At 55.8% G+C, this 13,072-nt stretch carries 13 protein-coding genes and 2 pseudogenes; 9 read left to right on the top strand and 6 right to left on the bottom strand.

Annotation, left to right across the window (positions count from 1 at the left end; all coding sequences use genetic code 11):
- From A37O_RS0112450 to A37O_RS0112435, 4 genes and pseudogenes are all read left to right on the top strand, one after another.
- Nucleotides 1-786, top strand: a complete 786-nt coding sequence (locus tag A37O_RS0112450; RefSeq protein ID WP_018297835.1) for a cytochrome c biogenesis CcdA family protein — start codon at nt 1-3, stop codon at nt 784-786.
- A 69-nt stretch (nt 787-855) separates the two neighbouring features.
- A complete protein-coding gene (locus tag A37O_RS0112445; protein WP_051077997.1) occupies nt 856-2,457 on the top strand; it encodes a cytochrome c biogenesis protein ResB in 1,602 nt (533 codons plus the stop codon).
- Between the two features lie 65 nt (nt 2,458-2,522).
- Nucleotides 2,523-3,596, top strand: a complete 1,074-nt coding sequence (gene ccsB, locus A37O_RS0112440) for a c-type cytochrome biogenesis protein CcsB (RefSeq protein WP_018297833.1) — start codon at nt 2,523-2,525, stop codon at nt 3,594-3,596.
- A gap of 321 nt (nt 3,597-3,917) precedes the next feature.
- A pseudogene (locus A37O_RS0112435) lies at nt 3,918-4,151 on the top strand (helix-turn-helix domain-containing protein); the annotation flags it as partial.
- An 80-nt stretch (nt 4,152-4,231) separates the two neighbouring features.
- On the opposite strand, the gene A37O_RS0112430 reads toward A37O_RS0112435, so the two are convergent.
- Complete coding sequence (locus A37O_RS0112430) at nt 4,232-4,516, bottom strand: hypothetical protein (RefSeq protein ID WP_018297831.1); 285 nt, start codon at nt 4,514-4,516, stop codon at nt 4,232-4,234.
- A 55-nt stretch (nt 4,517-4,571) separates the two neighbouring features.
- Here A37O_RS0112430 and A37O_RS0112425 point away from each other — a divergent pair, with 55 nt between their 5' ends.
- On the top strand, nt 4,572-4,895 hold the full coding sequence (locus tag A37O_RS0112425; protein ID WP_018297830.1) for a DUF4229 domain-containing protein: 324 nt from the start codon (nt 4,572-4,574) through the stop codon (nt 4,893-4,895).
- A 9-nt stretch (nt 4,896-4,904) separates the two neighbouring features.
- Here A37O_RS0112425 and A37O_RS0112420 read toward each other — a convergent pair whose 3' ends face one another.
- Complete coding sequence (locus A37O_RS0112420; protein WP_018297829.1) at nt 4,905-5,840, bottom strand: AEC family transporter; 936 nt, start codon at nt 5,838-5,840, stop codon at nt 4,905-4,907.
- Between the two features lie 241 nt (nt 5,841-6,081).
- Between A37O_RS0112420 and A37O_RS0112415 the strand changes: the two genes are divergently transcribed.
- Nucleotides 6,082-7,155, top strand: a complete 1,074-nt coding sequence (locus tag A37O_RS0112415) for an Abi family protein (RefSeq protein ID WP_083912661.1) — start codon at nt 6,082-6,084, stop codon at nt 7,153-7,155.
- Here A37O_RS0112415 and A37O_RS0112410 read toward each other — a convergent pair.
- The 4 genes from A37O_RS0112410 to A37O_RS16580 all read right to left on the bottom strand — a co-directional run bounded on the left by A37O_RS0112410 (nt 7,152) and on the right by A37O_RS16580 (nt 10,060).
- A complete protein-coding gene (locus tag A37O_RS0112410; RefSeq protein ID WP_018297827.1) occupies nt 7,152-8,051 on the bottom strand; it encodes a 1,4-dihydroxy-2-naphthoate polyprenyltransferase in 900 nt (299 codons plus the stop codon). The genes A37O_RS0112415 and A37O_RS0112410 overlap by 4 nt on opposite strands.
- A 26-nt stretch (nt 8,052-8,077) precedes the next feature.
- Complete coding sequence (gene menE, locus A37O_RS0112405) at nt 8,078-9,214, bottom strand: o-succinylbenzoate--CoA ligase (protein ID WP_018297826.1); 1,137 nt, start codon at nt 9,212-9,214, stop codon at nt 8,078-8,080.
- A 2-nt stretch (nt 9,215-9,216) separates the two neighbouring features.
- On the bottom strand, nt 9,217-9,810 hold the full coding sequence (locus A37O_RS0112400; RefSeq protein WP_018297825.1) for a hypothetical protein: 594 nt from the start codon (nt 9,808-9,810) through the stop codon (nt 9,217-9,219).
- Between the two features lie 100 nt (nt 9,811-9,910).
- Entirely contained in the window at nt 9,911-10,060 is a 150-nt protein-coding gene (locus A37O_RS16580) for a hypothetical protein (RefSeq protein WP_169332164.1), read from the bottom strand.
- A 544-nt stretch (nt 10,061-10,604) separates the two neighbouring features.
- Here A37O_RS16580 and A37O_RS0112385 point away from each other — a divergent pair.
- From A37O_RS0112385 to A37O_RS16575, 3 genes and pseudogenes are all read left to right on the top strand, one after another.
- The gene (locus A37O_RS0112385) at nt 10,605-11,501 is read left to right on the top strand and encodes a GIY-YIG nuclease family protein (RefSeq protein ID WP_211208380.1); all 897 of its coding nucleotides are present in this window, start codon (nt 10,605-10,607) and stop codon (nt 11,499-11,501) included.
- A 512-nt stretch (nt 11,502-12,013) separates the two neighbouring features.
- A complete protein-coding gene (locus tag A37O_RS0112380) occupies nt 12,014-12,841 on the top strand; it encodes a CRISPR-associated endonuclease Cas3'' (protein WP_156802602.1) in 828 nt (275 codons plus the stop codon).
- A gap of 80 nt (nt 12,842-12,921) precedes the next feature.
- Nucleotides 12,922-13,072 (top strand): annotated as a pseudogene (locus tag A37O_RS16575) (IS256 family transposase); the annotation flags it as partial.

Raw genomic sequence — 13,072 nt, 5'->3', positions numbered from 1 at the left:
ATGGGCGAAGTTTTTGCAGATATGGCCACCTCCGGCCCGTTGCTCATTGGGCTCTTTGCTGCCGCGGCAGCAGGACTGGTCTCCTTCGCATCGCCGTGCGTGGTGCCTCTGGTTCCCGGCTACATGTCGTACTTGACCAGTATTGTTGGCGGCGAAATGGTGCTTGATAAAGAGCACGGTGTCAAGGTGGGCAAGAAGAGAAACCGCGCTGTTGTCGGCGCGGCCTCGCTCTTCGTTTTGGGCTTCTCCGTCGTGTTCATTTTGATGACGGTCTCCGTTTTCGGCGTGATCAGCTTGATCCAGCTGAATCAAGATATTTTGATGCGCATCGGCGGCGTGGTCACCATCATCATGGGCCTGGCCTTTTTGGGCATGGTCCCCGGTCTGCAGCGCGATACCCGCATGCAGCCCAAGAAGTGGACCACCTGGTTGGGTGCCCCAATGCTCGGCGGCGTCTTCGCGCTGGGCTGGACTCCGTGCTTAGGTCCCACCCTGGCCGCGATTATCTCCGTGTCCGTGGGCACCGAAGGCATGACCGCCGCGCGCGGTGTGCTTCTGATTCTGGGCTACTGCCTCGGATTGGGCCTGCCCTTCATCCTGGTGGCTATCGGCTCTTCCAAGGCGATGGGGGCGTTCGAGTGGCTGCGCAAGCACTCGCGTACGCTGCAGATCATCGGCGGCGTCATGATGATCCTGGTCGGTATTGCCCTGCTAACCGGTGCGTGGAACTACTTCATTAGTTGGTCCCAGTCGCTCGTTGTGGGCTATGGCACGACAATTATTTAAAGAAGAAAGTTGGATTACGTGCGCACAGTGTGGACGTGGCTGAAAAAGGGCTGGCACTGGCTCACCAGTATGCGTACTGCACTGGTGCTGCTCTTCTTGCTTGCACTTGTTTCGATTCCTGGGGCACTTTTGCCGCAGCGCTCGATCAGTGAAACTCAGGTCAACGAGTACAAAGACTCGAACCCCACCATGGGCGAAATCTACGATCGCCTGCAGCTGTTCGACGTGTTCGGCTCCTCGTGGTTCATTGCCATTGTCACCTTGTTGATGATCTCGCTGGTGGGCTGCATCATCCCGCGTTCGTGGGACCACTACAAGGCGTACACAACCCCGCCGACGAAGGCACCGAAGTACCTCACTCGTATGCCGCTGCACACCGAGGGTGTTGTGGATAAGCCTCTCGACGAGGTCGCGGCGGATACGAAGAAGTACCTGAAGCGCTGGCACATCAAGGAATACAGCGCGGAAGAAGACCGCGCCGGCGCACAGTCGTTCGCCGCCGAGCGCGGCTATGGCCGCGAAGTAGCCAACCTGATCTTCCACATTGGGCTTGTTGCCATGCTGGTAACCATCATGGTCGGACGCCTCGCGTACTACGAGGGCCAAGTCATTGTCGTGACTGATTCGGAATCCGAGCACGCCGTGCCCGTCGAGCAGTCCCAGGAATTCTGTAACACCTCGCCGGCCAACTTCGACAGTTTCCGCGCGGGCCCGCTTTTCGACGGCACCGGCCTGACACCTTTCTGCTTCGTCTCGCACAACTTCGCCACCGAATACACTCCGCAGGGCCAGGCCTACGATTTCACCTCGGATATCTCCTATGCTCTCGGCGATGACATGTACACCGATAAGGAAAACTGGGAAGACTACCAGCTGCGCGTGAACCACCCGCTGCGCATCGGCGGCGATCGCGTGTACCTCCAGGGCCACGGCTTCGCACCACAGGTCACCGTGACGTGGCCAAACGGCGAGTCGCGCACCCAGATGATCCAGTTCCAGCCGGACGACCCAACCTTCTTCCTCTCCTCCGGCGTCCTGCGTTTCGACCCGCCTGCCGGCATGTACCCGGACCTCTACGAGCGCCGCCAGAACCAGATCTCCATCGAAGGCCTGTTCGCTCCGACCGCGGAGTGGGAAGGTGAGAACGGGGACCTGCTCACGTCCGTGTACCCGTCTATGGAAGACCCAGCCATGGCCGTGGACATCTACCGCGGCGACTCGGGCCTGGATTCCGGGCGTTCCCAGAACATCTTCGTGCTGGATCAGAGCCTGATTGCCACCGGCCAGCTCCAGAAGGTCGACCGCGTCAACCTCGTTCCCGGGGAAGAAGTCACCATCGACGGCGGAGTCACCGTGCGCTTCGACGGCGCCGCGGAGTTCGCCAACTACCAGATCTCCCACGACCCTTCGCAGGGCTGGGTCCTGGCCACAACCGTGATCATGCTGGGTGGCTTGATCGGTTCGCTGATGATCAAGCGCCGCCGCGTCTGGGTCCGCCTGCGCCCTGCGGACAACGGTGGCACCCACGTCGAAATCGGTGGCCTTGCGCGCACCGACCGCGCGGGCTGGACCGGCGAGTTCGAAACCGTCTCGGCGAAGATCCTCGGAAAAGACGACGATGACGACGACGGCGACGATTTCGACGATAAAGAGCGGTTTGACGACGAATAAAAGCGCTGTGGATCACGCTGCTCTAATCTTGTACCTTTTCTCCTCGGTGGGGTAGCGTGAAGTGCATGTTTGTTAATGCCGAGTTGGCAAGTCTCTCTGATTTGTCATTCCGTACAGCCTTTGTGATCTACCTTGTCGCCCTTGTCCTCTCTCTGATTTATTACGGTCGGATGCAAGGCGTGATTGATATGCGCCGCGTCCGTGACGCGCAGCAAGAAGAAGCCGAGAACGCAGAGGCGAAGGAACTCGTCCATGCGGGAGCATCGTCGTCAAGCACTGGCGAAGCCGATGCAGATGCGGTAGACACCGCCGACTCTGACTCCGACCGTGGCCTCGTCGACGAGCCTTTTGATGAGGCTGAGTACGGCAAGCGCGTGGCGGGTGCGCGCAAGTTTGCGGGCATGACCCAGGCGATGGTCTGGTTCGGCATCGCCTTGCATGTGGTGTCCTTTGTTACCCGTGGTTTTGCTACGGGGCGCTTCCCGCTGGGCAACATGTACGAGTACATCTTGTTCATGTCGGCCGTGGTGATGATCATCGCTGCAGTGGTGGCTCAGACGAAGGGCTGGCACACGATGTGGCCGTGGGTTCTGACCCCAATGGTCATCTTGATGTTCTTCAACTCCACGGTGCTGTACGCGGATGCCGCTCCTGTGGTTCCTGCTCTGCAGTCCTACTGGCTGCCGATCCACGTCTCGTCGGTCTCTATCGGCGCGTCCATCGGCATTATCTCCGGTATCTTCGCGCTTTTGTACCTGCTGCGTATTTGGCAGCCAAAGGGCAAGGAGAAGGGCTTCTTCGGTGCCCTGGCGAAGCCTCTGCCAAGCGCGAAGAAGTTGGATTCGCTGACGTACAAGTCGGCAATTATTACGCTGCCACTGTTGGGCATTGGCATTTTGCTCGGCGCGATCTGGGCAGAGGCAGCATGGGGTCGCCCGTGGGGCTGGGACCCGAAGGAAACGGTCTCCCTGATCACCTGGATCCTGTACGCGGCCTACCTCCACGCGCGAGCAACGGCTGGCTGGAAGAACTACAAGTCCGCCTGGATTAACGTCCTGGCCATGCTGACGTCGATCTTCAACCTCTTCTTCATCAATATGGTTGTCTCGGGTCTGCACTCTTACGCTGGCCTGAACTAAGGCTTAAACCAAAAGTTCACTCTCGGCATTAAAACGGCTGCGGGAAGCATAAAGCTTCCCGCAGCCGTTTTCGTATGAAATCGTTGTTCTTTTGTGTCCAAACTGTTCTCCTGGGTGGGAGAGGACACACATTACCTAGATATGCGGGCGAAACGAGTCGAGCACATCCACGTGATCCCCTGGGAGTATGTGTTTTGCGGCTGGTTTTGGGTGTGCGTTGCTCAATCTGTGAAAACACTAGGTGGATTCCAGATAAGATGGCGAAAAAGCGCAACGAATGCGTGACAGCAGTCACGCTCATCCATTCTGAAGGAGAACGTCGTGGCTGGACCAAGGAACAAGGCCGGTAAACCGGCGAGCGAGCACCCGGTCCTTATCGAGTTGGGCGAAACCTTGGCCACGCGGCGGCGCGATACCGGCCGACTCCAACAGGAAGTCGCCGAGGCCGCCGGAGTGTCACGCTCGACGCTGCACACCATCGAACATGGTGGAGCTGGAGTGCGTTTTGAAAAAGTAGTCGCAGTGGCCCACGCTCTGGGACTGGAGCTAGGCTTCTTTGAGCCGAACGAGGCCGCAGGCGACAACGCAAGCGCCCCGCAGGGAGAGAAAGAAAACGCAGAGGCAGTCGAGCAGAACTAATCGATCTGCTCGTCGGGTCCAGGTTCATCCTTGCGGAATTTTCGCTGGCGTTCTTCTTCCTCTTTAGCGCGCCGATCTGCTTCTTCCTTCGCGCGCCGTTCCTTAAAACGGGTCTTCTCAATGTTCCAGAGAAACTCTTCGTCGTCGTCTGGACCTTTAATCGCCGGCGATTGATTCGGCGAAGACATGGCATCAAGGCGTTTCTGACTGCCCGGCCCGAACGCGCGCCACAGCAGCCAGATGGCCACGATGATCAAAATGACTAATAAAATGCGTCCCATGCCTCCACGATACTAGTTAGGGGTTACCACTTTTGATTGAGTAGGGTAGTAGATTGTGTCCACCCCTCAGCAGAACTCTGAAGCCCCACAGCTCGACCCCGCAGTGCGCAAGCGCGCCAACAAGGCCGTGACCGTGTATGGGCTGCTCCGCCTCCTACTTTTCGTTGTACTCACCATCGTAATCCAAGCTTTCGCCCTCATGGTCGGCGCTCCGGTTCCGCTGGTGATGTCCGCGCTTCTTGCCCTGATCGTTGCCTTCCCGCTGTCGATGCTGATCTTCAAGAAGCAGCGCGTCGAGGCGACCCAGGCCGTCGCAGCATGGTCCGAGCAGCGGGCAGCGAAGAAGCAGTGGGTACGCGACCAGCTCGCGGACCGCTAGAATCCAGCGCTAGTTACCGAAGAGCAACGCGATCACGATCATGGCGGGCAGCGCCAAGAACGTCGTGATGAACACCGTGTCGCGCGCAACGGCCTCACCGCGCTGATACGTCGCGGCATAGTTGTACACGTTCTGGGCCGTTGGCAGCGCCGCCAGGATCACGCTGGCATACATCAGCTCGGTCGACAGGCCCATGGCCATGCCAACGGCCCACGCAATCAGCGGCATCACGGCGAGTTTGAGCGCCGAGGCAGTAATCACCGCAGGGCGATCAGGCTTCGATTGAAGAATGGATCCGCCGTAGAGCGAGGCACCGAAACTCATCAAGATCATCGGGATGGAGGCACCACCCAGGATCTCAAGCGGCGCCATCACAGGATCGGGCACGGTCCACCCCATCGCCGCGACGAGGAGCCCGAGCAGCGGCGCGATGACCACAGGGGAGAAGATGCCGCTGCGGATCGCATCAAAGATCTTGCGGGCACGAGACGTTGTCGACGATTCGTCGACACTCAAGCCCGCAATCACAAACGGCGTGATCAGCACCATCTGCACGACGAGCACAGGGATGACCCACGTCGCGTCGCCGATGACGTAGATGGAGATGGGCAGGCCGATGTTCACCGAGTTGAAATAGCTTGACGACGCAGCCCCTGCCGTCGTTGTGGGAATGTCTTGCTTGAAAAAGATCCGAGACAGGATCCAATACAGCGCCGCCGTGGCGAACGTAGCGATGGTGACCACGAGGACAACCGGGGAGACGAACGTGGAGACATCGGAGACCGCGACCGACGAGAACAACAGCGACGGAGTAGCCACATAGAAGGCCGTGCGGTTGAACATGAGACGTTCTTTGCCGGGACCGATGACTCCGCCACGGGCAAGGAAATAACCCGCGCCGATGACAACGAAAATAATGGAGAAGCCAGTGAAGACGTCTAGCACGTACTTTGATCCTTACCTAATTAACCCTGTTTTGCCGAGACTCCACCATCTGTAGGTGATTGAGGGCGCGAATTAACACACGCCGAGAACTCTACTCGTTGAAGTGATGGGCTGGTCAATCAAAGTGATTGGCTGGAATTTCATAACGATGTCCACTACACTTATTTTTATAAACACAGCCTCCTCTCCAAGCCTTCAGCTTATGACGGGGCTGTTTTCAATTTTCATATAGAGTCAAATTATGTCGGGGACAAGAGGTGGGTCAGGAAAGCAACCGTACTCAAAATCATATTTGACGTATGAGCAGCAGCTGGATCTGCTCGCTTCGCGAGGGATGCCGAGTTCCAATCCTGAAAGTGCAGTAGAGGCTTTACGCCGGATTGGCTATTACAGACTATCCGGGTACGTATATCCATTTAGGAAGATAAAGCCAATAAACGAGCGGTCTAGCTCAACAAATTATCGCTATGACGAAGTGGTACCAGGACATACCATCGAAGACTCGATCGATTTATACAATTTCGATCAAAAGCTCCGTAGTCACATTCTCTTGGGTATTGATATCCTTGAAACAGGGATCAAGGCACTCGTTGCTTATCACGGTGGGTACCAGCACCCATTTATCCATATCACTTACAAAGAATTGAACCCAACAAAGAGCAAAGTCCAGAAGGGGCGAGGAATCAACAATTTTGACTCCTGGATGGAGTATTACAATGAACTGTTGAAACGAGCTAAAAGTGAAGATCTCATTAGGCACAACACCGAAATCTATGAAAAATTACCGATATGGGTTGCTACCGAAGTTCTTGACTTTGGATCATTGAGCCGTTTGTTCAACTTGCTACCGCACAATGTGCAAAGCAGGATTAGCGGGCAATTAGGCATAAATAACGGCAAGTCATTTGCTAAGTGGCTGCCAGTCATTAATTTTGTGAGGAACAAATGCGCACATTTTTCACGCGTTTGGAACCGAACAATGACTTATAAGTGGGGGCATTTCAACGAAAACCTCTTCCGACCTTCTTTGTATCACCTGCTCAATCGAAATGATTCAAAAGAGCATGATGACAAGATCTATCCGGCGCTGGCTATTATCACTTATTTGATAAGTTTCCTGCAATCTGATGATGAGTGGCGCGTTAGGCTAGTTGAATTACTAGACGAGTTTCCAAACATTGATGGGGTATCGCTAGAAGCATCAATGGGATTTCCTTTGGACTGGAAATCGCTAGATATATGGGTGACAGAGCACGAATTCATTGACGGGTCGATGACGATAAATAGCCTGGGACGACGTCACGAATCTACTTAAGCAGCCCCACCAAAGAACAACGCCATCGCCGTCAGAATTGCCCAGAGCAGCATGGCTCGGCCGTTCATGCCAAGCACGGGGATGAGGGCCACCCCCTTGGTACCCTTCAGTACCGTGAGCGTGCTCTGCAGAGCGAACGGCAGTGCCAGGAAACCAATCAGAACAGGTGTGTAGGCAGCCGCCATAAGCAGGCTCATGATGAATGGCATCATCGAGAGCAAAGCGAACAAGCGCCGCGAATTCTTTTCACCCAGGCGAACAGCCAAGGTGATTTTACCGGCAACCTTATCGGAAGGGATGTCGCGAATATTGTTTGCCAGGTTCACGCTGGCAGACATTGCGCCGATGCCCACGGCAGCCGCAAGGCCGACCCAACTGACCTGCAGCGACTGAGTGAACTCGGTACCGAGTACGGCGACAAGACCGAAGAAGATGAATACGGCGACTTCGCCAAGCCCGCGGTAGCCATAAGGGTTCTTGCCACCCGTGTAGAACCACGCCGCGACAATACACACGGCTCCGACGATGATGAGCCACCAGGCAGACCACAGCGACAAGATCACGCCAGCGACGGCGGCGACACCAAAGCAGAGGAACGCCGCGCTCTTGACCTGTTTCGGGTTCGCTAGGCCGGAGCCGGTGAGGCGCGTCGGGCCGGTGCGATCATCGTCCGTGCCACGGATGCCGTCGGAGTAGTCGTTGGCGAAGTTCACGCCGATGATCAGTGCCCACGCCACGATCAAAGCGAGCAGGGCGCGCCCGAGGTGCGCACCGTCGTTGAAAGCGGCGGCACCGGTGCCAGCGATGACGGGGGAGAAGGCATTGGCCCAAGTGTGGGGCCGGGCGGCCTGCCACCAATCGCGACGGGTTGCAGGGTAGGTAGCGCTATTGCTCATGAGTTCAATAATGCTCCAAACTTGGCTTAAACGCTAAAGAGCTCCAGAACCCGATTCCGGTCCACTTTGCCAGGACCGATCAGCGGCATCTGGTCGAGCTGTTTCACTTCCTTGGGGATTTGCCACCGCGGCAAATGATCGAAGGCCTCAAGGAGATCGGCCAAGGTAGCTGAGCCCGAGTAGGCAGCGGAAATGCGCTGGCCCAGGCGGTCATCGGGCACGCCCACCACGCACGCGGCATCGACGCCATCGACACCCAGCATGAAGTTTTCCAGCACCTCGGGGTGCAGCTTCAGCCCACCGGAATCGATCACCGCGTCGAGGCGGCCGGTGACGGTTAACGTGCCGTCGTCGCTAAGCGTGCCCCCGTCGGAGGTGGCGAACCAACCGGGCTCGGTGAACGCTTCGTGGTCGGGCATGTTGCGGTAGCCCTGGGCGATCATAGGGCCGCCGAGATGGATGCGACCGTCGGTGACGCGCACCTGCGCGCCGGCGATCGGCGTGCCGTTGTAGACGCAGCCACCGGAGGTCTCCGAGGAACCGTAAGTGGTAACCACGTTGATGCGCAGGGCCTTGGCGCTGGTGAGCAGGCGCGGGTGGATGGAGGAACCGCCGACGAGGATGGCGTCGAAAAGTCGTAGCGCCTCGATGCCCTCGAGGGTTTCCATGGCCTTGTCTAGCTGCATCGGGGTCAGCGAGGTGTAGCAGCGATCGCCCGTGGATTTCAGGTCGAAGGCGTGGTGCGCGAACGCCGAGATGTTGAATCCGCGCGTGAGGTCGAGGGCGGCGGGCTCGACACCTGCGATGAGGCTGCGGATGAGCACCTGGAGGCCGGCGATGTGGTGCGCCGGCATGGCAAGCAGCCACTGGCCAGCGCCGCCCAAGTATTGATGTGTGGCATCCGCGCTGGAGACCAAGTTCAGCGGCGTGAGCTGCGCGCCCTTCGGCTTGCCCGTCGAACCCGAGGTGGACACGACGAGCGCGATGTCCTCGCTGATATCCGAGCCCGCGCGCTGCGTATTTACCAGCAGGTCCGCGCGCGCCTTGTCGCTGAGCGGGACGGGCAGTACCGTGCGTTGCCCCGAGATCGCTTCCTCCAGGGCAGGCAGGATCGCCGTGGGGTTAGCGGAATCAACCGCCAACACCTCCAGAACGTGGGTCACCTTTAGCTCTCCGAGTTATCCGGCGCGGTGAAATCCTCGAGGTTTTCAGGCAGCTCGCGGAAGCCCGGCAGGGGAGAGGTCTGCTCTTCGTCGACAGCAACGAGCGTGCGCTGGATCAGCAGCGACGGCTCCTTGAACGGGGTCTGCTTGCCCTTGGTATCCAGCGGCCACCAGTTGAACAGCGTTGCGGAATAGAACTGCAGCTGCTCGTCGCCCACAAGCGATACGAAACGCGTGTTCAGGCTCGCCTGAGCGTGATGGTCGTATCGCTTATCGACGACACTCGTGGTCTCTACATCAGCCGCATCGTCAGGAGTGGGCTCGGTGAGATCTTCGAAGATGGCACGAAAGGGAACCGAACCATCGAGGACCCACGCGTAGGTGGCGATGTTCTGGTGGAAGGCGTGGTTACTCTCTGCTTCGCTGAGCAGCATCACACCAGACTCCAACACCGGCGACTCCGTGACCTGCTGGGTAACGTCGTCCCAGCCCTCGGGCAGCTCCCAGAACGTGCCCGGGGTGCCGAAGCCGTAGGGGGAGATCCCTCGGATGGCGATGTCGTGGAAAGCGAGGCGGTCGGCAAGAAAATCCGTCATGGTTTACAGACTAATCGGTGGTGTACGTGGGTGGAGTGTTGTGGTGGGGGAATGTGTTAAGGGCAGCGGTTTCAAGTTAATTCGAGAGCTATTTTTGAATCTACAAAATGCCGAAAAAGGCTAATAACACGACAACTATCACAGCTAACACGACAACTATCACAGCAATCCCGATTCCAATAAAGATGCCTTTCCGCATGCCTTTTTTCTGGCCGTTATGAAATCCATGGCCCCAAGCAGCATTGCCCATTTCGATCCCCATCGTTCTATAGTCCGCGTTTATGGATTGGTGGAATTCAGTTTAAATTATTAATGCAGGATGTCGAGTCGATTTCCCGATATCACGTTCAAACTTCAGCGGGCAGTGCGAGAAAGAGGATAGAAACTGATCGGATTTTGGGAAGACCATTTACCAGCATGCTGCAAGCCCTCGAGATTCAATCCTAGGCATCGCTCACGACCTTACGTTCTTAGCCAGATTTTGAAATCAGTCAAGATTTAGATTGCTTCAGCCGAATTCACTGATATCTGCTTCCAAATGAATTTTGTCTAGAAGTAATGGAAATTGATGGCAGTAGTTACCGACTAATTGTGTGTAAGGTCCCGTCAAGTGAAACTCGAGAATTCCTAGCAAAAATCCTTGCCAAGAAATGATGGCTTGGGCAACCGTGATTGTTTTACTAGATAAGCTCAACTGTATTGAGATCTGTGAGCAGCTAGACGGATTGCTCATTTGGGCTGACTTTGGTGCGTAGCCAAGAAATACGAGGTGACAAGTGGCAAGGCCCAGAACTGTGAAGCTATTCCTAATGGATGGTTCACCCAAAGGTCGCATTAAGTGTTCTTTGGGTAATTGGGTGGGCAAGGTCTACCTCGTCCCTCGAACCGAGATCACCCGCTCTAAGGATCGTCCCGAGCTCAGCCAGACCGGCCTCTACATGCTATTCGGTACTGACACAGAGTCCGGTGACGAATTGCTCTATGTTGGGCAAGCGCGCGAACGTAAAAACGGCAATGGCGTGCTAGGTAGGGTGGCTGAGCACCTTAGTGATGAGAAGCTGGATTACTTTACACACGCTATCTTGATTATCGACTCGGATAATTCGTTTGGGCCGACCGAAATTTCTTATCTTGAAAACGCCTTCTACCGGCAGGCCATCGCTGCCGGACGAGTTCGGACAGTCAACGGAAATGATCCATCACCGGGCAACGTCACCGAGGAAAAACAGGCTGAGCTCGATGAGTTTATCGCTAATGCGAAAATTCTCATCGGCTCACTCGGCTACCGAGTTTTTGACGAGGTCAATGATTCGACGGTAACAAGTCACCATTCATCCGAGGTTGCACAACCCGGTATTGAGCCGTTGCTGTACCTTAAAGCCAAAAGCGCGTCGGGCAGTGGCCGACAAACAACTGATGGTTTCGTGGTCTTAGCGGGAGCGAGGCTTCGAAAAGAATTCACGGACTCAGCTCCTGATTCTGTGAAGAAAAACCGAGAACGGTTTACAGAGAGGATAAGTCCAGATGGACAGCTGCTAAGCGACACATTGTTCAGCTCGCCCACAGCGGCTTCCAATTTTCTCACCGGGTCTTCCACTAACGGAAAGTTGACCTGGGCCACAGGCGAGGGTTCCACTTTGAATGACCTCGAACAAGCAGAATTGGAAACCGTCACCACTTCGGATCTTTGATCGCAAGAGGTGTCACGACCATGCAAAACTTAGCTAATCCGATCAAGAATTGAGATTCAAGATCACGAAGCCTCGGCCCGCGCAATTTTTAGGACCTCAGTGCTCTGTAGGGAACAAGCTGCGCCCCATCTTTGGGCGAAACTATGGAAGAGGATTACGTAGTGTGTCAGGCTTACAGATTTCCACGTTGCAGGAATCTGCATTCACTCAATATTTGTTCACTGCGCCGTTGATTTGGTCGCCGTTTCCGGATTGCCTGGACCTTCGTACCGAGGGAAAGGGTGTTTTCAGTTCTCTTTCTTTATGAATGTGGGTATTAAAAAGCCCCGCTTACGCGGGGAAGTGATACCGAGACACTAAATTAGGGCTCATGCCTGCATTCGCAGGCGAAGTTGCATCACGTTGCCCATATTAACCTGTGGGCGAGAACGTTGAAAACCCCGTGTCAAAAGTTTTTAACTAATTAAGAGTATCGGTTGACAGAATATATAAACCTCATTTATGCTACAAATATGAACACTTCAGGTGGGGCTCCCACTCAAGAACTTTCTCAATCAACCATCGCATGCTCGTCCGACAAGTTCCTGGCGAATTGTTCGAATGTGTCGAAAAGTCTCTGGGCTAAAACAGGGGATGACGAACAATGGATGAACTTGCCTCAGCACATGGCAGATTCCATGTGTGCAGCTGGATATGTCTGGGCGGATTGGCTCGCCGACTCGGTTAAGATCGCGCTTTGCCGTTTTACAGGCCTGGAGGTTGGCGAAGTTCAGCGGCTCTATCTGTTCTTGGCTTTTGGTCACGATTTAGGGAAGGCTCATCCGGATTTCTCGGGTATGGCAATTAAAATTCCAGGTCAAGGCCATCTAGCAGAGGCTGTTGAAGATGCAGGCCTTAGCCTGCATTGTATGCACGAGCGGACAGATGAGAGATGGCTTCCGCACGGAAGATCCTCTGGTTACATAATGAGGACTAATTTGACGGGACTGGGCTATAGTCCTCGATTGGCAAATGCTCTTGGGTCGGTGGTGGAAGCTCATCACGGGATCTCATCCGCAGTGAAATGGAAGAATTTGGATTCCAGTTTTCGTCGCCTCCCAGATGAATGGAAGTCCGTCCAAACAGAATTGTTTGAAGGGGTTTATCTGGCAACGGATGTTGAGCAAGTTTTGAAGACGCTCGAGGTAAACGGAAAAGATCTCAATGCTGATGCCCTGCAACTTCTCACTGGCCTTGTTGTAATGGCCGATTGGATTGCGTCGAATACCAAAGCCTTCCCTCTTCAGATAGAAGGTGGACGGTTGCGTCCAATAGTGTGGTGTACAGCTACCGCCTGGTGAACCCCCCCTGCCGACCAGCAAGGAGACCACCGCGGTACCTTTCGACTCAGCTCCTACACATCCTCGAAAGGACACCAACGATGGCCTCCGCGCCCAATCATATCGNCCCCACCGGATACCTCGACGNCCTGCTGGCCCAAGCCTCACCCGATCTGATGCGCCAGATGCTCCAGGACACCATCAACCTCCTGCTGTCCGCCCAAGCCGACCAGGTCTGCGGCGCCGAATACG

Source organism: Corynebacterium lubricantis DSM 45231, from assembly GCF_000379425.1.
In the GTDB taxonomy this organism is placed as follows: domain Bacteria; phylum Actinomycetota; class Actinomycetes; order Mycobacteriales; family Mycobacteriaceae; genus Corynebacterium; species Corynebacterium lubricantis.
This window is presented reverse-complemented; position numbering and strand designations above follow the sequence as displayed.